Source organism: Mesorhizobium sp. B2-3-4 (assembly GCF_006442315.1).
In the GTDB taxonomy this organism is placed as follows: domain Bacteria; phylum Pseudomonadota; class Alphaproteobacteria; order Rhizobiales; family Rhizobiaceae; genus Mesorhizobium.
In genome coordinates this window covers 286025-310427 of sequence record NZ_VFVY01000003.1, presented here as the reverse complement: position 1 = coordinate 310427, position 24403 = coordinate 286025, and the positions used below count along the sequence as shown (strand labels likewise).

General features: G+C 62.3%; 25 protein-coding genes. 18 read left to right on the top strand and 7 right to left on the bottom strand.

Annotation, left to right across the window (positions count from 1 at the left end; translation table 11 throughout):
• The first annotated feature begins 141 nt into the window (after window positions 1–141).
• From FJ967_RS07725 to ugpC, 4 genes are read left to right on the top strand one after another with little or no spacing between them, the layout of a single operon-like run.
• Entirely contained in the window at window positions 142–1155 is a 1014-nt protein-coding gene (locus FJ967_RS07725; RefSeq protein WP_140731103.1) for a sugar ABC transporter permease, read from the top strand.
• 1 nt (window position 1156) lies between these two features.
• Window positions 1157–2311: a carbohydrate ABC transporter permease gene (locus FJ967_RS07720; protein ID WP_140731102.1), complete on the top strand. Its 1155-nt coding sequence runs from the start codon at window positions 1157–1159 to the stop codon at window positions 2309–2311.
• Between the two features lie 4 nt (window positions 2312–2315).
• Entirely contained in the window at window positions 2316–3980 is a 1665-nt protein-coding gene (locus FJ967_RS07715) for an alpha-glucosidase (RefSeq protein WP_140731101.1), read from the top strand.
• A gap of 29 nt (window positions 3981–4009) precedes the next feature.
• The gene (ugpC, locus tag FJ967_RS07710; protein WP_140731100.1) at window positions 4010–5122 is read left to right on the top strand and encodes a sn-glycerol-3-phosphate ABC transporter ATP-binding protein UgpC; all 1113 of its coding nucleotides are present in this window, start codon (window positions 4010–4012) and stop codon (window positions 5120–5122) included.
• Between the two features lie 69 nt (window positions 5123–5191).
• Here the strand turns inward: ugpC and FJ967_RS07705 are convergent, their stop codons facing one another.
• The 3 genes from FJ967_RS07705 to FJ967_RS07695 form a co-directional block, all read right to left on the bottom strand.
• A complete protein-coding gene (locus tag FJ967_RS07705; protein WP_140731099.1) occupies window positions 5192–5428 on the bottom strand; it encodes a DUF680 domain-containing protein in 237 nt (78 codons plus the stop codon).
• Between the two features lie 66 nt (window positions 5429–5494).
• Entirely contained in the window at window positions 5495–5701 is a 207-nt protein-coding gene (locus FJ967_RS07700) for a DUF680 domain-containing protein (RefSeq protein WP_140731098.1), read from the bottom strand.
• A 72-nt stretch (window positions 5702–5773) separates the two neighbouring features.
• A complete protein-coding gene (locus FJ967_RS07695; RefSeq protein WP_140731097.1) occupies window positions 5774–5971 on the bottom strand; it encodes a DUF680 domain-containing protein in 198 nt (65 codons plus the stop codon).
• A gap of 623 nt (window positions 5972–6594) precedes the next feature.
• Between FJ967_RS07695 and FJ967_RS07690 the strand changes: the two genes are divergently transcribed.
• The 6 genes from FJ967_RS07690 to FJ967_RS07665 are packed head-to-tail and all read left to right on the top strand — an operon-like array spanning window position 6595 to window position 11775.
• Complete coding sequence (locus tag FJ967_RS07690; protein ID WP_140731096.1) at window positions 6595–7011, top strand: PqqD family protein; 417 nt, start codon at window positions 6595–6597, stop codon at window positions 7009–7011.
• A gap of 41 nt (window positions 7012–7052) precedes the next feature.
• On the top strand, window positions 7053–8102 hold the full coding sequence (locus FJ967_RS07685; RefSeq protein ID WP_140731095.1) for a serine kinase: 1050 nt from the start codon (window positions 7053–7055) through the stop codon (window positions 8100–8102).
• 14 nt (window positions 8103–8116) lie between these two features.
• Window positions 8117–8851 carry a glycosyltransferase family A protein gene (locus FJ967_RS07680; protein ID WP_140731094.1) on the top strand — a complete coding sequence of 245 codons (735 nt, stop codon included), beginning with the start codon at window positions 8117–8119 and terminating at the stop codon, window positions 8849–8851.
• Between the two features lie 25 nt (window positions 8852–8876).
• Complete coding sequence (locus tag FJ967_RS07675) at window positions 8877–9629, top strand: glycosyltransferase family A protein (protein ID WP_140731093.1); 753 nt, start codon at window positions 8877–8879, stop codon at window positions 9627–9629.
• Window positions 9629–10306: a glycosyltransferase family A protein gene (locus tag FJ967_RS07670; RefSeq protein WP_140731092.1), complete on the top strand. Its 678-nt coding sequence runs from the start codon at window positions 9629–9631 to the stop codon at window positions 10304–10306. Before FJ967_RS07675 ends, FJ967_RS07670 begins: the two co-directional genes overlap by 1 nt.
• On the top strand, window positions 10306–11775 hold the full coding sequence (locus FJ967_RS07665; RefSeq protein WP_140731091.1) for a nucleotidyltransferase family protein: 1470 nt from the start codon (window positions 10306–10308) through the stop codon (window positions 11773–11775). The genes FJ967_RS07670 and FJ967_RS07665 overlap by 1 nt, the downstream gene beginning before the upstream one ends.
• A gap of 47 nt (window positions 11776–11822) precedes the next feature.
• Here the strand turns inward: FJ967_RS07665 and FJ967_RS07660 are convergent, their stop codons facing one another.
• Complete coding sequence (locus FJ967_RS07660) at window positions 11823–12449, bottom strand: alpha-ketoglutarate-dependent dioxygenase AlkB (RefSeq protein WP_140731090.1); 627 nt, start codon at window positions 12447–12449, stop codon at window positions 11823–11825.
• A 267-nt stretch (window positions 12450–12716) separates the two neighbouring features.
• Between FJ967_RS07660 and FJ967_RS07655 the strand changes: the two genes are divergently transcribed.
• Window positions 12717–14909 carry a TonB-dependent siderophore receptor gene (locus tag FJ967_RS07655; RefSeq protein ID WP_246675209.1) on the top strand — a complete coding sequence of 731 codons (2193 nt, stop codon included), beginning with the start codon at window positions 12717–12719 and terminating at the stop codon, window positions 14907–14909.
• Window positions 14910–14990: 81 nt separating this feature from the next.
• On the opposite strand, the gene lysM is transcribed toward FJ967_RS07655, so the two are convergent.
• The 3 genes from lysM to FJ967_RS07640 form a co-directional block, all read right to left on the bottom strand.
• Window positions 14991–15452, bottom strand: coding sequence for a peptidoglycan-binding protein LysM (lysM, locus tag FJ967_RS07650; protein WP_140731089.1), 462 nt, complete (start codon window positions 15450–15452; stop codon window positions 14991–14993).
• 90 nt (window positions 15453–15542) lie between these two features.
• Window positions 15543–15980: an alternative ribosome rescue aminoacyl-tRNA hydrolase ArfB gene (gene arfB, locus FJ967_RS07645; protein ID WP_140731088.1), complete on the bottom strand. Its 438-nt coding sequence runs from the start codon at window positions 15978–15980 to the stop codon at window positions 15543–15545.
• Between the two features lie 97 nt (window positions 15981–16077).
• Window positions 16078–17688: a phosphoenolpyruvate carboxykinase gene (locus FJ967_RS07640; RefSeq protein ID WP_140731087.1), complete on the bottom strand. Its 1611-nt coding sequence runs from the start codon at window positions 17686–17688 to the stop codon at window positions 16078–16080.
• A gap of 344 nt (window positions 17689–18032) precedes the next feature.
• Between FJ967_RS07640 and FJ967_RS07635 the strand changes: the two genes are divergently transcribed.
• The 7 genes from FJ967_RS07635 to FJ967_RS07600 all read left to right on the top strand — a co-directional run bounded on the left by FJ967_RS07635 (window position 18033) and on the right by FJ967_RS07600 (window position 23980).
• Entirely contained in the window at window positions 18033–18734 is a 702-nt protein-coding gene (locus FJ967_RS07635; RefSeq protein ID WP_010912942.1) for a response regulator transcription factor, read from the top strand.
• A gap of 97 nt (window positions 18735–18831) precedes the next feature.
• On the top strand, window positions 18832–20616 hold the full coding sequence (locus FJ967_RS07630) for a sensor histidine kinase (protein ID WP_140731086.1): 1785 nt from the start codon (window positions 18832–18834) through the stop codon (window positions 20614–20616).
• Window positions 20617–20655: 39 nt separating this feature from the next.
• Window positions 20656–21087: an HPr kinase/phosphorylase gene (locus FJ967_RS07625; RefSeq protein ID WP_140731157.1), complete on the top strand. Its 432-nt coding sequence runs from the start codon at window positions 20656–20658 to the stop codon at window positions 21085–21087.
• A 164-nt stretch (window positions 21088–21251) separates the two neighbouring features.
• A complete protein-coding gene (locus FJ967_RS07615) occupies window positions 21252–21653 on the top strand; it encodes a PTS sugar transporter subunit IIA (protein WP_010912939.1) in 402 nt (133 codons plus the stop codon).
• Window positions 21650–21961 carry an HPr family phosphocarrier protein gene (locus FJ967_RS07610; protein WP_140731084.1) on the top strand — a complete coding sequence of 104 codons (312 nt, stop codon included), beginning with the start codon at window positions 21650–21652 and terminating at the stop codon, window positions 21959–21961. Before FJ967_RS07615 ends, FJ967_RS07610 begins: the two co-directional genes overlap by 4 nt.
• A 132-nt stretch (window positions 21962–22093) precedes the next feature.
• Window positions 22094–23065: a transglutaminase family protein gene (locus FJ967_RS07605; RefSeq protein WP_140731083.1), complete on the top strand. Its 972-nt coding sequence runs from the start codon at window positions 22094–22096 to the stop codon at window positions 23063–23065.
• Between the two features lie 36 nt (window positions 23066–23101).
• Window positions 23102–23980, top strand: a complete 879-nt coding sequence (locus tag FJ967_RS07600; protein ID WP_140731082.1) for an RHS repeat-associated core domain-containing protein — start codon at window positions 23102–23104, stop codon at window positions 23978–23980.
• Window positions 23981–24403: the final 423 nt, after the last annotated feature.

Sequence of the window (24403 nt, the reverse complement as noted above, 5' to 3'; positions counted from 1 at the left end):
ACCTGGATCCGGGCCACGGCCCGGATCCGACCGGCGGTGCACGCCGGAAGCCTTCGCGTTTCGATTGTTCCGAACAACTGAAAGTCGGTGCATCCGATCGCCAGCACTCGCCTGGCCGGTCATGCGCAGGGAGAGGGACCCATGGCGGCTCAGATTTTCTCGGCAATATTCGTCATCATCATCGGCGTCGGCGGCTGTGTCGCCTATTTCTGGGGCGCCAACAAACTGCTGGACCTGATCTTCCCCTCGCGCGGAGTGTCCGGAACGGCCGCCGTCAACAATCTGCGCCGGCAGGGACTGGTGCGACCCTGGCTGTTCGTAGGCCCGGCACTGATCATCCTGACCATCTACCTGATCTATCCGGTGATCGCGACGCTGTGGCTGTCCTTCTTCGACCGTGGCGGCACGAATTTCGTGGGAGCCGCCAACTACGAATGGGCGTTGCGCGATCCGGACCTGCGAAACGCGATCCTGAACAACATATTGTGGCTGGCGGTGGTGCCGGCGGCCTGTACCTTCCTTGGCCTGATCATCGCAGTGCTCACCGACAAGATATGGTGGGGCACGATCGCCAAGAGCCTGATCTTCCTGCCGCTGGCCATCTCCTTCGTCGGCGCCAGCGTGATCTGGAAATTCATTTACGAATATCGTGGCGAGGGCCAGATCCAGATCGGCCTGCTCAATGCCATCATCCAGTATTTCGGCGGCCAGCCGCAGGTGTGGATATCGCTGCCGTTCTGGAACAATTTCTTCCTGATGGTCATCCTGATCTGGATCCAGACCGGCTTCGCGATGGTCATCCTGTCCTCGGCGCTGCGCGGCATCCCCGAAGAAACGCTGGAAGCCGCCGTCATAGACGGCGCGAATCCGTTCCAGATCTTCTGGAAGATCATGGTGCCGCAGATCTGGGGTACGATCGCGGTGGTGTGGACCACCATCACCATCCTGGTGCTGAAAGTGTTCGACATCGTGCTGACCATGACCAACGGTCAGTGGAACAGCCAGGTGCTGGCCAATCTGATGTTCGACTGGATGTTCCGCGGCGGCGGCGATTTCGGCCGTGGCGCCACCATCGCCATCATCATCATGATCGCCGTCATCCCGATCATGATCTGGAACATCCGCCAGGCCAACAAAGAGACGGGAGGGCACTGAGATGGCCGTCGCGACCGGAAATTCCTTCGCCAGCCGTTTCGGCGTCCATATAGCGGTGCTGGTCTTCGTGGTGATCTGGACCATCCCCACGCTCGGCATCCTCGTCTCGTCGCTGCGCGACAAGGACCAGATCATCGCCTCGGGCTGGTGGAACTCCTTTGCCAGTTCCAGCCAGACGGAGGCCGGGAGGCTGCCGCCCGCCTCGGCGCAGACCCAGAAGGACGGCAAATACGTCATCGAGGGCAACATCTTCGGCGATGGCGCCAAGCGGGCGATCAGCGCCTTCGGCGTCAAGGCGGCGGCACCGACACAATATCCCGCCGGCACATCGGTCGATCTCGGTGATGGCGTGAGCCTGCAGCTCAACGCCGACGGCAGCTTCGTGCTTGCCTCGCCCAAGGCCTTCGAAGGCGACCGGGGCCAGCGCGTCTACTACGCCTCGTCGGCGCCGCCGAAATTCACCACCGACAATTACAAGACCGTGATGTTTTCCGAAGGCATCGGCCGTTCCTTCATGAACTCGCTGACGGTCACCATCCCGGCGACCGTGATCCCGATCCTGATCGCGGCTTTCGCTGCTTACGCGCTGGCCTGGATGCGCTTTCCCGGACGCGCCTTGCTGATAGCGGTGATCATCGGCCTGCTGGTGGTGCCGCTGCAGATGTCGCTCATCCCGCTGCTCAGGCTCTACAATGGCGTCGGCACTTTCTTCGGCGTGCCGTCCAAGACCTATCTCGGCATCTGGCTGGCGCATACAGGCTTCGGCCTGCCTTTCGCCATCTACCTGTTGCGCAGCTATATTGCCGGTCTGCCGCGCGAGATCATGGAATCGGCCCGCATCGACGGCGCCAGCGATTTCGAGATCTTCGTCAAGATCGTGTTGCCGCTGTCCTTCCCCGTGCTTGCCTCCTTCGCCATCTTCCAATTCCTCTGGGTATGGAACGATCTGCTGGTGGCAATGGTTTTCCTCGGAACAGCGCCCGACCAGATCGTGCTGACGGCCAAGCTCAATGCGCTGCTCGGCTCGCGCGGCGGCAATTGGGAGATCCTGACGACATCGGCCTTCATCACCATCATCGTGCCGCTGATCGTCTTCTTCTCGCTGCAGCGCTATTTCGTCCGCGGGCTGCTGGCCGGCTCGGTGAAAGGAGGTTGAGACCATGCAATCGGCTTTGAAGGCGACTTCGAAACCAGATCCCGCCGTCGACCGCGACTGGTGGCGGGGCGCGGTGATCTACCAGATCTATCCGCGCAGCTATCAGGATTCCAATGGCGACGGCATCGGCGATCTCAAGGGTATCATCGGCAGGCTGCCCTACATCGCGGCTCTCGGCGCGGATGCGATCTGGATCTCGCCGTTCTTCAAGTCGCCGATGAAGGATTTCGGCTACGACGTCTCGGACTATTGCGATGTCGATCCGATGTTCGGCACGCTGGCCGATTTCGACGCGCTGACGGCGGAAGCGCACCGGCTGGGCCTCAAGGTGATGATCGACGAGGTGCTGTCACACACCGCCGACATCCACCCCTGGTTCAAGGAAAGCCGCTCGAATCGCGGCAATGCCAAAGCGGACTGGTATGTCTGGGCGGACGCCAGACCCGACGGCACGCCGCCCAACAACTGGCTGTCGATCTTCGGCGGCTCGGCCTGGCAGTGGGACACCAGCCGCCAGCAATATTACCTGCACAATTTCCTGGCCGAGCAGCCCGACCTCAATTTCCATAACCGTGACGTCCAGGACGCGCTGCTCGACGTCACCCGCTTCTGGCTGGAACGCGGCGTCGACGGCTTCCGCCTGGACACTATCAATTTCTACTTCCACAGCCAGGGCCTGGAAAACAATCCGCCTCTGCCGCCGGAAGAGCGCAACGACCAGACGGCGCCGGCGGTCAACCCCTACAACTACCAGGACCATCTCTACGACAAGAGCCGGCCGGAAAACCTCGGCTTCCTCGAACGCTTCCGTGCCTTGCTCGACGAATATCCGGCAACCGCCGCGGTCGGCGAGGTCGGCGATTCGCAGCGCGGGCTGGAAGTGGTGGCGGCCTACACCGCCGGCGGCAAGCGCGTGCATATGTGCTACTCCTTCGACTTCCTGGCGCCGGAAAAGATCAGCGCCGCCAAGGTCCGTTCGGTGCTTGAAGCTTTCGGCAGGGTGGCCAGCGACGGCTGGTCGTGCTGGGCGTTTTCCAACCACGACGTGATGCGCCCGGCCTCGCGCTGGGCCGCCGGCGAAGCCGATCCGACCGCTTATCTCAAGGTGATCTCGGCCCTGCTGATGTCGCTGCGTGGCTCGGTCTGCATCTATCAGGGCGAGGAACTCGGGCTTGGCGAGGCCGATCTGCGCTTCGAAGACCTGCAGGACCCCTACGGCATCCGCTTCTGGCCTGAGTTCAAGGGACGTGACGGGTGCCGCACGCCCATGGTCTGGGATGGCAAGGCCAGCAATGGCGGTTTCTCCAAGGCCAAGCCATGGCTGCCAGTGCCGGCAAAACACCTGGCGCAGGCGGTCAGTGTCCAGCAAGGCGAACAGGCCTCGCTGCTCGAGCACTACCGGCGCTTCCTGACCTTCCGCCGCGCCCATCCGGCGCTGGCCAAGGGCGATATCAGCTTCATCGAGAGCGAGGGCAATACGGTCGCGTTCACTCGCCGGGCGGGCAATGAGGAGATTGTCTGCGTCTTCAATCTGGGTGCTGCGCCGGCGAAGGTTGACCTCGGCGGCCGATCCCTGCAACCTTTGCCGGGGCATGGATTTTCCGGTCAGGCGAGCACCGGTTCGGTCGAGCTCGACGGTTACGGCGCCTGGTTCGGGCGCATAGGCTAAACATCTGAGGAATCACTGGGAGGAAACCAATGGCCGATGTCAATTTGAGGCAGGTGAAGAAGTCCTACGGCAATCTCAACATTCTCCACGGCATCGACCTCGATATCAAATCGGGCGAGTTCATCGTCTTCGTCGGTCCGTCCGGCTGCGGCAAGTCGACCTTGCTGCGCTCGATCGCCGGGCTCGAGGAAATCACGTCGGGTGAGCTCAAGATCGACGGCGAACTGGTCAATGACGTGCCGCCGTCGAAGCGCGGCATTGCCATGGTGTTCCAGTCCTACGCGCTTTATCCGCACATGACCGTCTACGACAACATGGCGTTCTCGATGAAGATCGGCAAGGAGAACAAGGCCGAGATCGACCGGCGCGTGCGCCAGGCGGCGGAGATCCTGCAACTGACCAAATATCTGGACCGCCTGCCCAAGGCGATGTCGGGCGGCCAGCGCCAGCGCGTCGCCATCGGCCGCGCCATCGTACGCAATCCCAAGGTGTTCCTGTTCGACGAACCGCTATCGAACCTTGACGCCGCGTTGCGCGTCGCCACGCGTATCGAGATCGCCAAGCTCAAGGAATCGATGCCCAACACGACCATGATCTATGTCACCCACGACCAGGTCGAGGCGATGACGCTTGCCGACCGCATCGTGGTGCTGAAGGAGGGCCACATCGAACAGGTCGGCACGCCGATGGAGCTCTACAAGAAGCCCGGCAACCTCTTCGTCGCCCAGTTCATCGGCTCGCCGGCCATGAACATCCTGCCGGCGACGGTCGACAAGACAGGCAATCCGACCGTCATCAGCCATGTCGGCGGCCGCAAGGCGACGGTGCCGATCGCAACGCCTGCTGCGGCAAAGGGAACGACGGTCAGCTTCGGCGTGCGGCCGGAGGATTTGTCGGTCGCCACAGGCACGGAGTATCTGTTCGAGGGGCTGGTCGACTATGTCGAGCAGCTCGGCGAGGTCCAGCTGGTCTATGTCGACATCGGCCGCGCCGACCTGCCGCTGGTGACCAAATTGCCCGGCAATGTCGAGGTCAAGCGCGGGGCGAAGCTGCGGCTGACGGCAGATGCCGGCGACTTGCACATCTTCGATACGGACGGGCGGTCTTTCGCGCTGCATGAAGCGGAAGCAAAGGCCGCTTAAGGCATAAACAGGCCTGACAACAAAACGGCGGGCAAGGCCCGCCGTTCTTTTCTGGATCGAGTCCGGCTGTTAGTGGCCGAAGAGGTTCCGGTCGCTGCCTTGGGGCGCAGACTTCTGCACGTCGCCCGACGAGTTGAGCAACTTGTAGACTGGCGAGCCGTTTTCACGGATCGAACCCGTGCGCGAGTTGTCAACCGAAGTCGCGGCCGGCAGGTTGGCGCTATTGGCGTTGAAGTTGTCGCTACCGGCGAAAGCGCTGCCGGAGAGAGCCAGAACGGCGGCGGCGGCGATGAGAATCTTGTTCATTTCAAATAATCCTGATTTCTTGAATTTTGTGGGAAGCGGGCAAGCCCGCTACCCACGGATGGACCGTTAGTGGCCGAAGAGGTTTCGATCGCTGCCCTGCTGGACAGGCGCCTGGGTGGCCGGAGCCGACTTGCCGATCGACGCGGTGGCCGCGTTGTCGGTCGACGTGATGGCGGCCTGGTTGGCACCGTTCGAACCGTAGTTGTCGCTGCCGGCGAAAGCGCTGCCGGAGAGAGCCAGGACGGCGGCGGCGGCAATGAGGATCTTGTTCATTTTAGGTACTCCTGAATTCTTGGCGTCCACCGGCGCGGCAGGATCGTCCTGCCGCCGGCCGGGGATCGATTGTTAGTTGTTGCCGAAGAGGTTGCGGTCGGCACCGTGGACTGGCGTCTGGGCAGCCGGTTCCGACTTCTTGACCGAAGCGGTGTAGGTGCTGTCGGTGGCCGTGGCAGCAGCGGCGTTCGAACCGTAATGATCGCTACCAGCGAAGGCGCTGCCGGAAATGGCCAGAAGGGCGGCGGCAGTGAGAACAATCTTTTTCATTTTTGATACTCCAGTATTTTTCCGTCCGTCTAGCGGCGTGTCTTGGGATTAAAATCGCGTCGTTCGGACAGCCCCGATGTGGGAAAGCCCCCTGACTGTTTCCAATCACGAAGTTGTTCAGCGTGGACCATGAATCCACCCCTTGAAATTAGACCAGAGCTGTCCAGTTCGGTTATTTTCCGTAGCTATATCAGCTAGTTACTGGAAACCAGCGCCTCGATCACCAACTGTATCGGAGGCTCGGCGTTCACACCGTCCTGCACGCACCGTCAACAGAAACGAACCGTTCGGTTCGATTTTAGATCATGCTAATAGTCACTTTTCGTAACCGTTGACCTTTTTCAATGCGGCCGGAGGTCAAGAAACGACGCGCAAAGCGGTCCACAATTGGGGCGGTCGGAGCCGGTCCATCGCCAGGGGTGATGCTTCGGACGCATGTCGCCGGCGAGACCGTGCTGAAGACGGCACGCGCGTCAGGCGTGCGGATACAAGCCGTCTGTGGAGCTTTGCCGGTCCGGCTTTGGCTTGCCAAGGCGAAATCGAGTGTTTACAGCCCTTACCAAGGGGTAGCGATCGCACGGTCGGCCGGTGGCCAACGGGATCGCAGTGCGGGGCCAGGAACAATGCGTCAGCCCGACGTCTACGCAGTGGCGAGCAAGGACATTGTGTTTGAGTCCTTCGACGGCGACGCCGTGGTGCTCGATCTTTCGACGGGAAAATATTTCGGCTTCTCCGATTCGGGCAGCGGCGTGTGGCAGGCGCTTTCATCGGGTGTTTCCGCCGCTGCGCTCGCCGAGACTGGGGCGATAGCGTCGGCGGAACTGGCGACCTTCATTGCGCGGCTGCTCGAATTCGGGCTGCTCGCACCCGCCGACACGGCGCCCAACCCGCTTCCGGGCGATCTCATCTCGCAGCTTGCCGCCGCGCGCGAGCCGCTCAGCGTCGACGTGCATGACGATCTCGCCGATCTCATCGTCGTGGATCCGATCCATGAGGTCGACGAGCCTCTCGGCTGGCCGGCGGTCAAGCAGGCGAACTGATTGACCTTTCATCGCGCGACCACTGGACACTGAGACTGCCCATGCCGCGCGTCACACTCGAAACCCTGCCAGACTACGCCCGCTATCTCATCGGCGCCGCGGAAAGCGCGGCGGCGGCGTTTCCGGTGACGCGCAAGTCGCGCTTGCCCCGACTGGACATCACCACCCATCTCAGCCCCGGCACGCTGGCGGATGCGCTTTGCCATGGCTTCGTCGAGGCCCGCGATGACGAGGCCGCCACGGTCGGCTGCCGGATTTTCGTCGCTCACCCGGGCATCGCCGACATGCCGATGCCGGCGCAATGGGGCGACGCCCACTATACCGAGCACGGCTTTGCGACACGGCTCGCCGAGGCGGGCTTGCGCGGCCATTTCTATCACGACCTGGATTTTTGGCAGGTCTACGATCCGCAGCGCCGGGTCGGCGTGCAACTGATGACGACGGCCGATGCCTTCCCGCCGTGGGAACCGGCCGCGCCGCTGCGCCCTTTCCTGCATTGGGAATATGCGGCGCGCGGCATGCGGCTTACCCATGCCGGGACGCTTGGCCTCGAGGGCAAGGGCATTCTGCTTGCCGGCTCGGGCGGTGCGGGAAAATCGGGAACGGTGGCGGCGGGCCTGCTCAACGGGCTGGACAGCGTCGGTGACGATTATGTCCTGGTCGACCTCGAGCGGGGCGTGAGTGCAAGACCGCTGTTTTCGACGCTGAAGCAGGATCCGCAAGGCTTTGCGCGGCTGGGGCTGAAGCAGCGGCTCACCGGGCATGGGCCGCTCAACTGGCAAGGCAAATACACGTTTCACATTGCCGACATCGCGCCCCGGCAGGTGCCTGCGAGGCTGGACATCATTGCGTTGATGGTGCCACATATCAGTGGCGGCAAGGCAAGTTCGATCGCGCCGGCTTCGCGCCGGGACGCCATGTTGGCGCTGGCACCGTCGGGCATCATGCAGATGCCCGGCGAGCGTGAGAGCGGCTTCCGCTTGTTCGGCGACCTTACTCGCCTGCTGCCGTGCTACCGGCTGTCCCTGGGGAGCGATCCCGAGGAGATCGCCGGGACGGTCTCGAATTTCCTCGCGCGGGGCATTTCGTGAAATTGAGCGTGATCATGCCTGTCTACAACCGCGAGCGCTACGTCGTTTCGGCATTGCGATCGCTGGTGCGGCAGCGCGATGCCACCGATCTCGATATCATCGTCATCGATGACGGCTCGACCGACGGCTCGGCCGAAGCGGTTCGCTCCTTCATGGGCGAGAGCGCTTGCATCCGGCTGTTCCACCAATCCAATATGGGTGTCGCCAAGGCGCGCAATGCCGGGCTGCGGCAATTGCCCCCGGGCTGCGAGTTTGTTTCGTTCCTGGATTCCGACGACATCTCGGTGGCCGGGCGCTTCAAGGCCGATCTTGCCTGCTTCGTCGCCAAACCCGGTCTGGAATTGACGTATTCGCTGATGACACTGGCCGACAGGATCGATGATGAGACGCTGGAGCCCACGGCCGATAGCCGCACCATGACGCTTCGTGGAATTTCGCTGGGTACCGCGGTGTTCAGGAGAGAACTCATCGAGCGCACGGGCCAGTTCGACGAGGCATTCGAGCAGTCCGAGGACACCGACTATCTGCTTCGTATCTTTGAAACGGGTCCGAACTATGCGTTGCTGGACACTGTGGCGATCTACTATCGCCGCCATGGCGCCAATGCCACCAGGGAGCATGGCGACAGGCTGCGCAACCATTTGCGTGCGATCCACAAGTCGATGCGACGACGCAAGGCCGACCCGTCGCTGCGCGAGGCTCCTGGCATCTTCGAGCTCAAGAGCCCCGCCAATTGGCAGATGATGTGATGCCGGAACGGTGCTGGAGTTGCCGATGCGGCTGAGCGTGATCATGCCCGTCCACAACCGCGAGACCTTTGTCGGCGCGGCGCTGCGCTCGCTGCTCCGGCAACGCGATGCCGCCGATCTCGACATCATCGTCATCGATGACGGTTCGACCGACGGATCGGCGCAAGCGGTGCGCTCGATGATGGACGAAACCCCCTGCATCCGGCTGTTCCAGCAGGAGAACGCTGGCGTGACCCGGGCGCGCAACAGCGGGCTCAGGCAGCTGACGCCGGAGACCGAACTGGTGTCCTTTCTCGATTCGGACGACATCTCGCCAGCCGGTCGTTTCAGCGCCGATGTGGAGCTTTTCCGAAAAGACGCCGGCCTCGAGCTGACCTATTCCAACATGATGCTGGTCGACAAGATCGACGACAGCGCCCTGGAACCCGCCCCCGACAGCCGGAGCATCACCGTCCGCGGCATTCATCTGTCGTCCGCGATCTTCTCGCGCCGGCTGGTCGAACGGATCGGCGGCTTCGACGAGGATTTCATCCAGGCCGAAGACACCGATTATCTGCTGCGCGGTTTCGAGATCGGTCCGCGATATGTACTCCCCGACACGCTGGCGCTTTACTACAGGCGGCACGCCGGGAACATGACAAGACAGGAAGATGTCCAATCGCGCGAGTTCATGCGCGCCATCTATAAATCCATGAAACGTCGCAAGGTCGATCCATCGCTCAAGCCGATCGAAGGTATTTTCGAATTGAAGAAACTGGCGGACTGGCGGTTCCTGTGATGAGCGAATACGGCGTCGTCATTCCGGCATTCAACGCGGCCTCGACCATAGCCGAGACGCTGGCCTCGGTGATGGCGCAATCCCTGAAGCCACGCGACATCGTCGTCGTCGACGACGGCTCGAGCGACGATCTGGCCGGGGTGATCGCGGCGCTGGACATGCCGGTGCGCCTGCTGCGGCAGGACAATGCCGGCCCCGGCAGCGCCACGACGCGAGGCATCGCGGCACTGTCGACACCGTTCATCGCCACGCTCGATGCGGACGATCTGTGGCTCCCCGACAAGATCGAGCGGCAGCTGGCGCATTTCGCCGGCTCGCCCGCGACATCGGCGGTCTTCTGCCATCTGCGCACCTTCCGCAGCGAGCGGCCGGACGATTTGGGCCCTGAGTCGGTGCCCGGCTGGTCGCGCAGCACGATGCTGATCCGCCGTGAGGTCGCAAGCGCCGTAGGCCCGATAACCGATCCGCCCGGCGGCCGCGGGGAGATGATCGACTGGATCGCCCGCGCCCGGGAGGCGGGCCTTGCCCTCGACATGATGGATGCGGTGCTGGCGCTGCGCCGCATCAGGCCCGGCAGCCTGTCCTACGGGCGCGATGCGGCGCGCGATCGCGGCTACCTGGAAGTGGCGCGGTTTGCCATGCTGCGACGGGCCCGGTCCAAGGCCGGCACGAGCTGATGGCGGGCATTCGGCGCATCGGCCGGCGTTTCCCGGACTATGGCTGGTCATGGCCGACCGGCGGACTCGACCAGTTGCTCAAGGCCGTCCTGCTGTCCGATGAAGACGCCGCCCGCGCCAAGGCAGCGGGCTGGCTGGACGAAAACGATATCGACCATGTCTCCTTCAGGGAGCATCGACTGCTGGCCGCCATCTGCGACAGGTTCGGCCGGAAATTGGCCGGCCATGCCGCCTATCCGCGTCTTGTCGGGCTGCAAAAGATGCTGTGGACCAAGTCGCGCATGGCGATGCGCGAGGCCGAACCGGCGCTGCAGGCGATGACCGAGGCCGGGTGCCTGGTGATGCTGATCAAGGGCGCCAGCCGCATCGCCCTGAACGCGTCGGCGCAACGTGGCCGGGTGGCGCACGACATCGACATACTGGTGCGGCCACGGGACATGCCGGCGGCGTTCGACGTGCTGCGCGAGCGCGACTGGCAGATCGCCACCGGTGTCAGCCCGCAATATCTGAGGACAAGGCTGGCGTCGCTGCGCTCGATGAACTTCTTCAAGGGCAATTATGGTGACATAGACCTACACCAGCTTGCCTATGACGGTTCGCAGCAAAGCGACGAGGACGACGAGGCGATCTGGCGGCGAGCGGCGGCGGCCGAATTCAGCGGCGTCGGCGTGCTGGTGCCGTCGCCAGCCGACCGCATCGCGCTCGCCATCGCGCATGGCGGACTCGACGCGCACACGCACAGCGACTGGCTGGTCGATTGCGCCGTCGCCATTCGCGCCGGCGACATCGACTGGGACGTGTTCCTCGATGTCGTCGCCAGGCGCGGCCTTGCCGTTGCCGCGGCCGTCGCGCTCTCCTACCTTGCGCTCGACATCGGCGTGGCGGTTCCGGACAAGGTGCTGGCGCGCGTGGTTGACATGGCCGACCGCAGCAGCCTTTCGCGCTGGTCGGCGGTGCTGCAGGCCAAGCCGCGAACCGATTTCGGCAGGCTGGCCTGGCTGTCGCGGGGCTTTGCCAAGCAGTTGCGATTGAGACGCAAGAGCGGACGGTTGCGGCAGGAGCCGCCGGCAAGAGCGTGGCGCGGGAGGCCGGCACGCCGCGCACCGCCGGAAGAACCCTCGCCGCCGGTCTTCTCGCAGACCATAGCCTGCCCGCGGATTGCGGGGGAGATGATGCTGGACATCACGGTCAGGATCAGCGTCCCGCCGGTCCGGCGCCGCATCGAAATGGAGATCAACCGGGACAACGACCATGTCGCGCGCCTGCGCGCGATGGCCATCAGCCGGTCCGGTGGCCAAAGGCTGCTGCGCTTTCGCGGCAAGGTGACGTTCGACGGCCAACAGCATGCCCTGACGCTGGAGGCACGGCCGTCGCGACAGTTCCGCCAATGGGACGATCAGGCGACGGTCGCCACCTATGGCGCATTGCCCTTCCATCTGGTTTCGGCGACCTTTTCGCCACTGCGCTGAGATATAGCCGCCCCCGAACTGCCGGTGCGGAGCGGAGCGCGCGTGGCCTATGCGGCCTCGCCGGGCTTCGTCACGCGCCGCAGCGTCAGATTGATCCTGCCGCCGTTCTTGAGCAGCGCCGAGGTCGAAGGATAGATGCGGTCGACGCCATGGAAGGCAAGGCGGCCCTCGCCGCCGAGCACCACGACATCGCCGCTTTTCAGCCTGAACGATTTGGTTGCGCCGTCGCGCGTCGTCTGGCCGACCCTGAACAGGCAATCGTCACCCAGCGAGACGGAGACGACGGGTGCCGAGAAATCGGCCTCGTCGCGATCCTGATGCAGGCCCATCTTTGCGTCGGGCGTGTAGAAATTGATCAGGCAGGCCTCCGGCGGATTCGGATAGCCCGACACCTGCCGCCACAAGTCGAGCAGACTGTCGGGGATGCGCGGCCATGACGTCCCGGTCACCGGATGGGTCGGCTGGTAGCGATAGCCCCGCTCCTTGTCGGTGACCCAGCCGAGCGGGCCGCAATTGGTCATGCGCACGCTCATTTCCTTGCCGGTGCGCGGCATCGCCGGCACGAACAGCGGCGCTTGCTGGACGATGCCCCTCACCTCCTCGACCAGTGCTTCCTGGACCGCGCGTGACAGGTGGGCCGGCATGTGGCGGACGCCCTTGGGCAGAACGAGCATGGAGTGGCTCACCTTGCGAATGTTCGGAGATGCAGGATGACACCATCGCATGCCGAGCGCGACCCGAAAGCCATCGTCGATTTTTACTGAGACGGCCCAACCGGCAATGCGCGGTGAATTCGTCTCGCCAAATTGGCCGAAGGCGGTTGACGAATAAAGATGACTACCATAGTCAAGATTTTGAACTTGAGTGTTTTGTACAACAATTTCGCGCTGGCGTCGGGAGGAGGCAGCGGGGAACGAACGGCGAGAGAGGGTTGAATAGAAGTGGCTTTCCTTCAAGGCTTTGAAGCGCTCAAGCGCGGTCGTATCCGGTTCCGGCGAGGGCTTGTCGTCACGACGTGTCTGTCGACGCTGCTTGGAGCCGGATATGCATCGGCGCAACAGGCCGGTCCCCAGGCATCGGGTGGCACCACCGTGCTCGAGCCGATCACCGTCAACGGCAAGGCAGGCGGCGACACTTCCCGCGAAGACGACAAGACGGTGGCTGCCAAGCGCAGCGCCGGCGCGACCAAGACGGACACCCCGCTCATCGAAACCCCGCGCTCCGTCTCGGTGGTGACGCGCAAGGAGATCGAGGAGCGCGGCGCGCAGGACATCATCGAGGCGGTGCGCTATTCCGCAGGCGTCAGCACCGGCGCCTATGGCTTCGACCCGCGCTTCGACCAGATCTATATCAGAGGCTACGACGCGACCACGCTCGGCGATTACAAGGACGGCATCCGCCAGCCCTACATCAATTACGGCACGTTCCGCACCGACCCCTATTCGCTGGAGCGGGTCGAGGTGATCAAGGGCCCGGTCTCCGTGCTCTATGGCGCGGGAACGCCGGCCGGCATCATCAACAAGGTGCCCAAGCTGCCGACCGAGGACCGGATCAGGGAAGTCGAACTGCTCTATGGCACGAAGGACAGGGCGCAGGCCGCGTTCGATTTCGGCGGCCCGGTCACCGAGGGCAGCGACGAATTCTTGTACAGGATCGTCGGCCTGGCGCGAAACGGCGACACCAATTTCGACATTGCCGACGATCGTTATTTCCTGCAGCCGTCGTTCACCTGGAACCCGGACGCCGCCACCTCCTTCACCGTCTACGGACTGGTGCAGGCCGACGAGACCGATTCCAATGTCGGCGCGATAAAGGACCCGTCGTCGGGGAAGATTCTTGCCTTCCGCGAAAGCGATCCCGATTACGACTACCAGAAGATCCGGCAACAGCAGATCGGCTACAAGTTCGAACATGATTTCGGCGACGGCATCACGGTACGACAGAACGTGCGGTATTCCCATCTCGACCTGAGGTCGCGTTATCTCGCGGTCTCCGGTTGGACCGGCACGATCGCGCATCGCTATGCGACTGCGATTCGCGACGAAATGAACGTCTTCCAGGCCGACAACCAGGTCGAGGCCAAGTTCGACACCGGCGCGATGGCCCACACGCTGCTTCTCGGCCTCGACTACACAAACCTGACCTCGTCCTTCGGCTACGGGTTCGATGCGGCCGATCCGGCTTACGATTTCGACATCGCCAACCCGACCTATGGCGTCTCCGGCCCGACGCCGGGCACCACCTTCTCGGCCTCCGACGCGGATCTGCGCCAGACCGGCGTCTATGCGCTGGACCAGGTCGAGCTGGACAGATGGCGATTCACGCTTGGCGGGCGCCAGACCTTTGTCGAACAGACGCGCGATTATGCCACCGGCGCCTCCGACGGGTTGAACAAGAACGCCTTCAGCATGCAGGCCGGCGCCCTCTATCTGTTCGACAACGGCGTCGCGCCCTTCGCCAGCTACGCGACCTCGTTCGAGCCGGTCACCAATCAATCCGCCGCGGGCGGCGTTCTCCAGCCTACGAAAGGCGAGCAGTTCGAACTGGGCGTCAAATACCAGCCGCCAGGAACCGACATTCTGCTGTCGGCGGTCGCCTATCATCTGGTCGAGAAGAACAAGCCGGTGATCGTCAACGCGAATCTCGGCACCTACCGGGCCCTGGGCGAGGTCACCAGCAACGGCCTTGAGCTGGAGGCGCGTGCCGCTCTCACGGACGGGCTGGATGTGATCGCCGCCTATAACTACAACCACGCCGAGATCACCGGTGCTGCTCCCGACTCGGCGGAGCTCGGCAAGGTTCCCGCCGTCACGCCCGAGCATGTCGCGAGCCTCTGGGCCAATTACAAATTCGACGAGGGCAGTGCCGCCCCGGGCCTTTCGGTGGGCGCGGGCGTGCGGTTGCAGAGCGCCACCTATACCGACACCACCAACACCGCCAAGAACGACGCCGCGATCTATCTCGATGCCTCGGCGTCCTATGATTTCGGCGCCGTCGACGAGAAATTCGAAGGCGTCAGCGCCGCCTTCGCCATCCGCAACATCGCCGACGAACGCGCCACGGTGTGCAATTCAGGCTATTGCTATCTGGGTCAGGGCCGCAACATCACGGCGTCGCTGAAGCGCAGCTGGTAAGAACCGAAAACGCCGCGCGCCCTTTCGGACGCGCGGCGTTTTTTGATCTGGCCGTCTCGAACGGCGTGGCCCGTGCCCAGGTCAGGGGATACGCAGGACCTGGCCCGGGTAGATCTTGTCGGGATGGGTCAGCATCGGCCTGTTGGCCTCGAAGATGGCCGTGTTCTTGGCGCCCTGGCCCTTGCCGTAGCTCTTTTCGGCGATCTTCCAGAGATTATCGCCCTTCTGGACGGTATAGAAGGTCGGCTCCTTGGCGGGGGCGGCCGTGCCGGAAGCCGGCGCGACCTGCAATTCGTCAGCCTGCACCTTGGAAACGCCCAACGTGTTGCCGACGGCGATAACCGCCTTTTCGAAGATCGACTGGTCCTTGACCACGCCCTTCAGCACCGCGGTATCGCCCTGGATGACGACTTGCACGCCATCGGTGCCGAGCTTGTGCGAATCGAGTTCCTTCTTGAGGGTGTCTGCGGTGGGTGCGGCTTCCTCGTCGCCGCCTATGCCGAGCTTCTTGCCGACGTTCTTGACGAAATCGAACATACCCATCTCTAGGTCTCCATTGCTGTGGCAATGGGGAAACCTCGCATCCGCAACGCAAAATTGAAAGCGGTTTTGCGCGCACGACTGGCGTGTTGCTTAATCGTTTTCTACCCGGCCGCGCAGTTTCTTCACCGTCGACCGGCCGGCCTTGGTCTTGAGGCGCCGCTCCACCGCCCCTTTCGAGGGCTTCGTCTTCTTGCGCGGCGGCGGCGGCGGTTCGGCGGCCTTGGCCACCAGCGCGGTCAGCCGCGCCCGCGCGTCGGCGCGGTTCTGCTCCTGCGTCCGGAAGCGCCCGGCCTCGATGACGATGACGCCGTCCTTGGTGGCGCGCTGGCCGGCAAGCTTGATCGCACGGGCGCGCACGCGATCCGACAGGCCCGCCGCGTTCTGCGCGTCGAAGCGCAACTGCACCGCCGTCGCCACCTTGTTGACGTTCTGGCCGCCTGGGCCGGACGAGCGGATGAAATCCTCGTGCAGATCGCCCGGATGGATCACGGCCTCGCCTGATATGATGATGTCGTCGTCGATCGGCATGGCGCAGTCATGGCGCGGCAGACCGAAAAAGAAAAGGCCCGATCGAAACCGGGCCTTCACTGGTACCGGGCAGCAATGACGCCAGGCGAGCCGGCGATTATTCCGCCGCTTCCTGCATGCGGGGCGCGGCCCCCAGCACCACGGCGTCGACATGGCTTTCGAATTTCTCGAAGTTGACGGCGAACATGCCGACCAGCCGCGCCGCCTGACGGTCGTAGGCAGCCTTGTCAGCCCAGGTCGAGCGCGGATCGAGAATGGCGCTGTCGACCCCGGGTACCGCCTCCGGCACCTCGAAGCCGAAATTGGTGTCGGTGCGGAATTTTGCCATCTTCAAAGAACCGTCGAGGGCCGCCGCCAGCAAGGCACGCGTCGCCTTGATCGGCATGCGCTTGCCGGTGCCGTAAGCGCCGCCGGTCCAGCCGGTATTGACCAGCCAGCAATCGGCGCCATGGCGGGCAATGAGCTCGCGCAGCAGATTGCCGTATTGCGACGGGTGGCGCGGCATGAAGGGCGCGCCGAAACAGGTCGAGAAGGTCGCTTCCGGCTCGGTCACGCCCTTTTCGGTCCCGGCGACTTTCGCCGTATAGCCGGAGAGGAAGTGATACATCGCCTGCGCCGGTGTCAGCCTGGCGATCGGCGGCATCACGCCGAAAGCATCAGCGGTCAGCATGATGATGTTCTTCGGGTGACTGGCGCGCCCGGTCTTCGAGGCATTGGGGATGAAATCGAGCGGGTAGGCGCAGCGCGTGTTTTCCGTCAGCCTGCCATCGTTGAAGTCCGGCACGCCGTCGGCGTCGAGCACGACATTTTCCAGCACCGTGCCGAAGCGCTGCGTGGTGGCGAAGATTTCCGGCTCGGCTTCCGCCGACAGCCTGATCGTCTTGGCGTAGCAGCCGCCTTCGAAATTGAAGATACCGTGCGGCCCCCAGCCATGCTCGTCATCACCGACCAGCGTGCGCGACGGATCGGCCGAGAGCGTGGTCTTGCCGGTGCCCGACAGGCCGAAGAAGATGGCGGCATCGCCAGCCGGCCCTTCATTGGCGGAGCAATGCATCGGCATCACGCCCTTTTCCGGCAACAAGTAGTTCAGCATCGTGAACACCGACTTCTTCATCTCGCCGGCATAGGAGGTGCCGCCGATCAGCACTATTCTGCGCGTCAGGTCGACGGCGATCATGGTCTCGGTGCGGCTGCCGTGGCGGGCGGGATCGGCGCGGAAGGACGGCAGATCGATGATCGTCATTTCCGGCACGAACGTCTCGAGTTCGGCCGCCCGCGGGCGGATGAGCAGGTTGCGGATGAACAGCGAGTGCCAGGCGAACTCGGCGATGACCCGGGTGGGCAGCTTGAGGTCCTCATCGGCGCCGCCGACCAGGTCCTGCACAAAAAGGTCCTTGTCCGCGGCATGGGCGAGGAAATCGGCGAGCAGCGTGTCGAACTGAGCCGGCGAAATCGCCTTGTTGTTGTCCCACCAGACATGCGGTTCGGTGGCGCCGTCGCGCACGACGAACTTGTCCTTGGGCGAGCGGCCGGTGTGCTGGCCGGTCTCGGCGACAAGCGCGCCCTGCGCGGTCAGCCGTGCCTCGCCCCGCCGGATCGCCTCCTCATAAAGGGCAGCCGCGCCGAAATTGTAGCGCACCACGCCCGAGGTTTTCAGACCGATACGGTCGATCGCGCAGGCAGGATTGCGTTTGCCGACTTCCGACATTGGGGACCCTTCTCAAGATTTGCCGCATCTTTGCCGGCAGGTTTCCGGCATGCCCGCTTTATGGGCCGAGACGGTCAGAACCAGAAAAGCCAAATGATATCAAATCATTAATCGATTTAAATATTTTGAAAGTTGTTTAAATCGTTTATATATGCAAAAATTTTCACGGTTGCCCAAAGGATTGGCCGTGTCCGTTCGTCCAATCCGTGTCGAGGTAGGATTGTGGCCGCCGGCATGCCGCTCGTGACAGCGGACAAGCCCTATGCCACATTTTGTACCTAATTTGTCCTGCAAAAGCCCCTTCTCTACGACAGAAGGGACAGCTCATGAGGGAGCCGCTTGAAATGGCAACAATCGCGCTTGTCGATGACGACCGCAACATTCTGACGTCGGTGTCGATCGCCCTCGAATCCGAGGGATATCGTGTCGAGACCTATACGGATGGTGCGTCCGCGCTGGAAGGCCTGGCGGCGCGGCCGCCGAATCTCGCCATCCTCGACATCAAGATGCCGCGCATGGACGGCATGGAGCTTCTGCGCCGGATGCGCCAGAAGTCCGACCTGCCGGTGATCTTCCTGACCTCCAAGGACGACGAGATCGACGAATTGTTCGGTCTCAAGATGGGCGCCGACGACTTCATCCGCAAACCGTTCTCGCAGCGCCTGCTGGTCGAGCGGGTACGCGCCGTCTTGCGCCGCGCCAGCGCCCGCGAAGCCGCGGCAAAAGCGCCCAGCCAGCAGGCCCGCTCGCTCGAACGCGGTCAACTCGTCATGGACCAGGAGCGCCATACCTGCACCTGGAAGGGCGAACCGGTGACGCTTACCGTCACCGAATTCCTGATCCTGCATTCGCTGGCGCAACGCCCCGGCGTTGTAAAAAGCCGTGATGCGCTGATGGATTCGGCCTATGATGAACAGGTCTATGTCGACGACCGCACGATCGACAGCCACATCAAGCGGCTGCGCAAGAAGTTCAAGGCTGTCGACGACGACTTCGAAATGATCGAAACCCTTTACGGAGTCGGATACCGGTTCCGAGAGGCGTGAATAGGGAATAGGCAGTAGGGATTGGGCCGTAGGGAATCTCAGCCATCTCTATTCCCTATTGCCTACTGCCTACTCACTAAACAGGGCCTGCTATTCGATGGCAGTTGAAGCACAGCGAACAAGACCGGCGGGCGCTGCCAGGCGGCCGTCGCGCATCATGCCGTCCTTCGTGTCGAAATTCACGGTGCCGATGCGCCGCTTCCTCGGCCATCACATCTTCTCCAGCCTGACGCGGCGCATCCTCTTCCTCAATCTCGCCGGCCTGGCGGTGCTGGTCACCGGCATTCTCTACCTCAACACCTTCCGCGACGGGCTGATCGACGCGCGCGTCGAAAGCCTGATGACGCAGGGCGAGATCATAGCCGGCGCCATCGCGGCATCGGCGACGGTCGAGACGGATTCGATCAGCATCGATCCGGAAAAGCTGCTCGAGCTGCAGGCCGGCGAAAGCCTGGGGCCCGGCTCGGACCAGCTCGACAATCTGGATTTCCCGATCAACCCCGAGCGCGTGGCGCCGGTGCTGCGGCGGCTGATCTCGCCGACCCGGACGCGGGCCCGCATCTATGATCGCGACGCCAACCTGCTGCTCGATTCGCGCCATCTCTATTCGCGCGGCCAGATCCTGCGCTACGACCTGCCGCCGGTCGACGAGGAAGAGCCGGACCTTGTCGAGCGGGTCCAGAAATTCATCTTCGATTTCTTCCGCAACACCGACCTGCCCGTCTATCACGAGCAGCCCGGCGGCAATGGCGCCGCCTTCCCCGAAGTGGTCAAGGCGCTGACCGGCAGCCCGTCGACCATCGTGCGCGTCTCGGAACAAGGCGAACAGATCGTCTCGGTCGCGGTGCCGATCCAGCGTTTTCGCGCCGTTCTGGGCGTGCTGATGCTGTCGACCGAAGGCGGCGACATCGACAAGATCGTCGCCGCGGAGCGCAAGGCGATCCTGCGCGTGTTCGGCATCGCCGCGCTCGTCACCGCCATTCTGTCGATGCTGCTCGCCTCCACCATCGCGAACCCGTTGCGCCGCCTGTCGGCTGCGGCGGTGCGGGTCAGGCGCGGCGTCAAGAGCCGCGAGGAGATACCCGACTTTTCCGACCGGCAGGACGAGATCGGCAATCTGTCGGTCGCCGTGCGCGACATGACCAACGCGCTCTATGCCCGCATCGAGGCGATCGAAAGTTTCGCCGCCGACGTGTCGCACGAGCTGAAGAACCCGCTGACTTCGCTGCGCAGCGCGGTCGAAACCTTGCCGCTGGCCAAGAATGACAATTCGCGCGGCCGGTTGATGGAGATCATCCAGCACGACGTCAAACGGCTGGACCGCCTCATCACCGACATTTCCGATGCCTCCCGCCTCGATGCCGAACTGGCGCGCGAGGATGCAGGCACCGTCGACCTGAAGAAATTCATTACCGATCTCGTCGCCGTTTCGCGTGAAACGACGCGCAACAAGAAGGCGGTCGAGATAGAGCTCAAGGTTGCCAAGCTGCCGCAGGGCGCCAAGGGCTATGTCGTCCTCGGCCACGATCTGCGCATCGGCCAGGTCATCACCAACCTGATCGAGAATGCGCGCTCCTTCGTCCCCGAGGATCATGGCCATATCAGCCTGTCGCTGGCGCGCGCCGGCAAATTCAACATCCTCACCGTCGACGACAACGGACCCGGCATCCGCGCCGACAACATCGACCGCATCTTCGAACGCTTCTATACTGATCGGCCCGCCGGCGAGGCCTTCGGCCAGAATTCGGGCCTTGGCCTGTCGATCTCCAGGCAGATCGTCGAGGCCCATGGCGGCACGCTGACCGCCGAGAACATCCCCGGCACCAAGCCCGGCGAGATCAAGGGCGCGCGCTTCGTCGTGACGCTGCCGGCGGAGGGATGATTGCCAACCGTCGAGAATTGCGACGTGCGGCCTGAGAATATGCACGCGACGGCACTGCTTATCGGTGAGCGCGGCATCTTCATCACCGGCGCGTCCGGTTCGGGCAAGACGACGCTGGCGCTGACGCTCATCGACCATTGCCGCCAGCGCGGTCTGTTCGCGCGGCTCGTCGGCGACGATCAGCTCTTCGTCGAGGCGCATGCGGGGAGGCTGGTGTGCTGTGCGCCTGCTGCAATAGCGGGGCTGGCCGAGGTGCACGGCCTTGGTCCAAAACGGCTGCCGTTCGAGCCTGCCTGTGTCGTAGACCTGCATCTTCGCCTGCTCCCGGCCGAGGCCGTCGCCCGTCTGCAGGAGGACGCCAGCGACGACATCGCCGGCTGCGCGGTGGCGCGCATCGATCTGGCCGAGCGCAATGTCCAGGCTGCCTTGCCCGCCGTGATGGCACGGCTGTCGATCATGCCATTTCTATGATCCGCGCGGTATTTTTTGCTGCAATGCGTCAAAATGGCATGGGCCGGCGCAATTTTGGGCTTGTCAACGGGCCGCGCGTCGACAAGATAGCGCTCCCGCCGCCTGGAATGGCTGGCGAACATAAAATGCGCCTGTGAAGCGGCGATGACGGGAGCCACCAAAGAATGATCGGACTCGTGCTTGTAACGCACGGTCAACTGGCCACCGAGTTCCGACATGCCGTCGAACATGTCGTCGGGCCACAAGACAATTTCGAAACCGTGGCGATCGGGGCCGACGACGATATGGAGCAGCGTCGCCGCGACATCGTCGACGCCGTCGCCCGTGTCGACACCGGCGCGGGCGTCATCGTGCTGACCGACATGTTCGGCGGCACGCCGTCCAATCTGGCCATCTCGGTGATGGAGTCCGGGCGCACCGAGGTGATCGCCGGCATGAACCTGCCGATGCTGATCAAGCTGTCGTCAATCCGCAAGGGCGACAACATGGCTGCCGCCTTGGACGAGGCGCAGGCCGCCGGCCGCAAATACATCAATGTCGCCAGCCAGCTTTTGAGCAGCAAATGAGCACGATGTCGTCGGAAAAGGACCACATCGCCAAGGATCCGATCACCAGGGAATTTCCGATCGTCAACCAGCGCGGCCTGCATGCGCGCGCCTCGGCCAAGTTCGTCCAGCTTGCCAGCGGCTTCAACGCTTCGGTCCATGTCGAGAAGGATGGCGTCCAGGTCGGCGGCACCTCGATCATGGGCCTGATGATGCTGGCCGCCAGCCCGGGATACTCGATCCGGGTCACCGCCAGCGGCCCGGAGGCGCTTGAGGTCATGGACGCGCTGGAGCAGCTTGTGGCGTCGCGCTTCGGCGAGGAATGCTGACAGCCTAGACCCGGCCCCCGATAAGGTTGCGCTGTCATCCACAACTTTCAGCGCCTAGCTTTCGGGCGACTCTATCTCCGGTTGGGCAAATAAAGGTATCAATCCAGCACTTGCGTTCAGAGGCGAGTGCGCATGATTACACGGCTAATAGCTGGATTCATCTTTGCATTGCTGCTCGGCCTGACTGTTGGCCGCCCGGCTGCTGCTGACCAATTGCCGCCCCCCGCAACTTTCGTGCGCAGCCTGCTTGATGCACCGGAAAGCGAGATGGACTTTGCCCGCGCCAAGCTGGCGGTCGACAAGTTTGTTGACCCTTCGACTGATGAAGCAGGCACGCTTGCTCAAATTGACGGGATGGTAGCGACGGTCAACAAGATGCTCGGCACACTCCCGCCGGATGCCGCTTCAACCAGCATGGAAAAGATGAAGGCCCTGCGCACGTTTCTCTACGAGGGCGGCTGGTGGAACAATGGCAGGCCGTTTCAGTACGATCTTTCCGACCCCTACGGCCAGCAACCTGGCGCACAGCTGCTTTCCAACTATCTCGCGACCCGAAAGGGCAATTGCGTCTCCATGCCGACGCTGTTTCTCATATTGGGGAAACGTCTCGGCCTCGATGTGACGCTCTCGACAGCCCCGCTGCATGTGTTCGTGAAATTCACCGACGATGCGACCGGCAAGACCTGGAATCTCGAAACCACGAGCAGCGCGGGCTTTACGCGCGATGAGTGGTATCGACAAAAGTTACCGATGACCGATGTGGCCATCACCAACGGCGTCTACCTCAAGACGCTTTCACGCCGGGAAGCGCTGTCGATTATCGCCACGCCTGTTCTCGACAATCTTATCACCACCGGCCGCTATGACGAAGCCATCGCTTTGGCCGACGTGCTGATCGATGCCTATCCCGCCAACGCCTATATATTGGTGAAGAAGGGCACGGCCTACTATCGGCTGCTCGATGCCAACATCATCAAGAAATATCCGAAGCAAAACGACGTCCCGGCCGACAAGATCGCTTATGCGAACGATCTCTACCGAGCCAACCAGGATGCTTTCGCCAAGGCCGAAGCGCTCGGATGGCGGCAACCGAAACTGAATTAGTCACCAAGGACGATTTGAGAGGGCAAGGGGGAGTTGATGATGAGATTCGGCGGTGGCGGGATACTTCAACACATACTGGCGGCCGTACTAGCCATCTCGATGGTGGTTTCCAACACCGCTGGAGCCTATGCTTCATCGGCATATGGCCCGCACTTACTGCCGCAGCAGCAGGCGCGCCACGATGTCCAGTCGGTCCGCTTCATTTCGCCCGATACCCTAGATCCGGCAACGCCGGGTGTCGGGACCAACAGATATTCCTATTCCGGCAACGACCCGGTTAACAAAAGCGATCCGAACGGCCACGTGATGATGAGCCCTAGAGCTAGCGATCCGTTGGGCACCGACCCGACTGGACGTCTTGGTGGATGGGAACGTGGCGGTATTGGGGGAGGCAGTTTTGGCGGTTTCGGAATTGGGGCAGCGCTTGGGGGAATGCTTGCCGGTCTGCTAGGTACGAGCAACCCCGCCAGCATGTCCGTAAAAGGCAATGACAATGCGGGCGGCAGCAAAACGCCCACAGGACCTGACGTTTCGGGGACAGCCGCAACACCACCCGATCCAGACAAAGATGATGGTGCCGATCAAAAGAAGACGGGCAAGGATTTCACCAGATCTCTGACTGCCGAAGATTTGGGGATTAAAGGCGATTTAAAACAATTAAAGGGCACAGTTACGATGAAGGACGGCGTCATGACCGTTAAAGTGGATATGATTGAGGGAAAAATAACAACTCCATTTAGCGTTTTTTCAAGCTTAAGATCTTATGCAAACTCCGTTGGAGCAACTTCTTTGCGTGTTGAAGCAAACATCGCCGATGACAACCTCGACTCTATTTTGACAAATAGATATAATATGACAACAGAGAAAATCGGCGATAGATATGTAAATACAATCAACATTCCTTTGAATAAGTAGGACGACGATGACAGCCAGGTCACGATCTCACCGAATACTATCGAAGCTGCAAAGCTACGAAACTGTGTCAGCGTCTTCTTCCGTACAAGGGACAGGTGACAGTCCCAGCGAGCTTGGAACTCTAATCGGTGTATACACCGCAGACCAGAAGACGGGAAATATATTCTTTTTTGAACGCGGTTTGCGATGCGCCAAATGGAACGAACCGTTCATTCTTTACAGCCAAATCTCTGATGTGACGCTTCCTAACGCCAAAGACAGCGAATACTTGGAAATCCATATGTCTACCGCAGCAGGCAAGTATCAAATAATTCCTAAAATAAAGAATGATATATTCCCAATAATGAGATTTTTAATTAGAGTTCGAGACGACATAAAAAATGGTGCAAAATTTTAATGCCTCTTAGCCGACGATCGAACTGT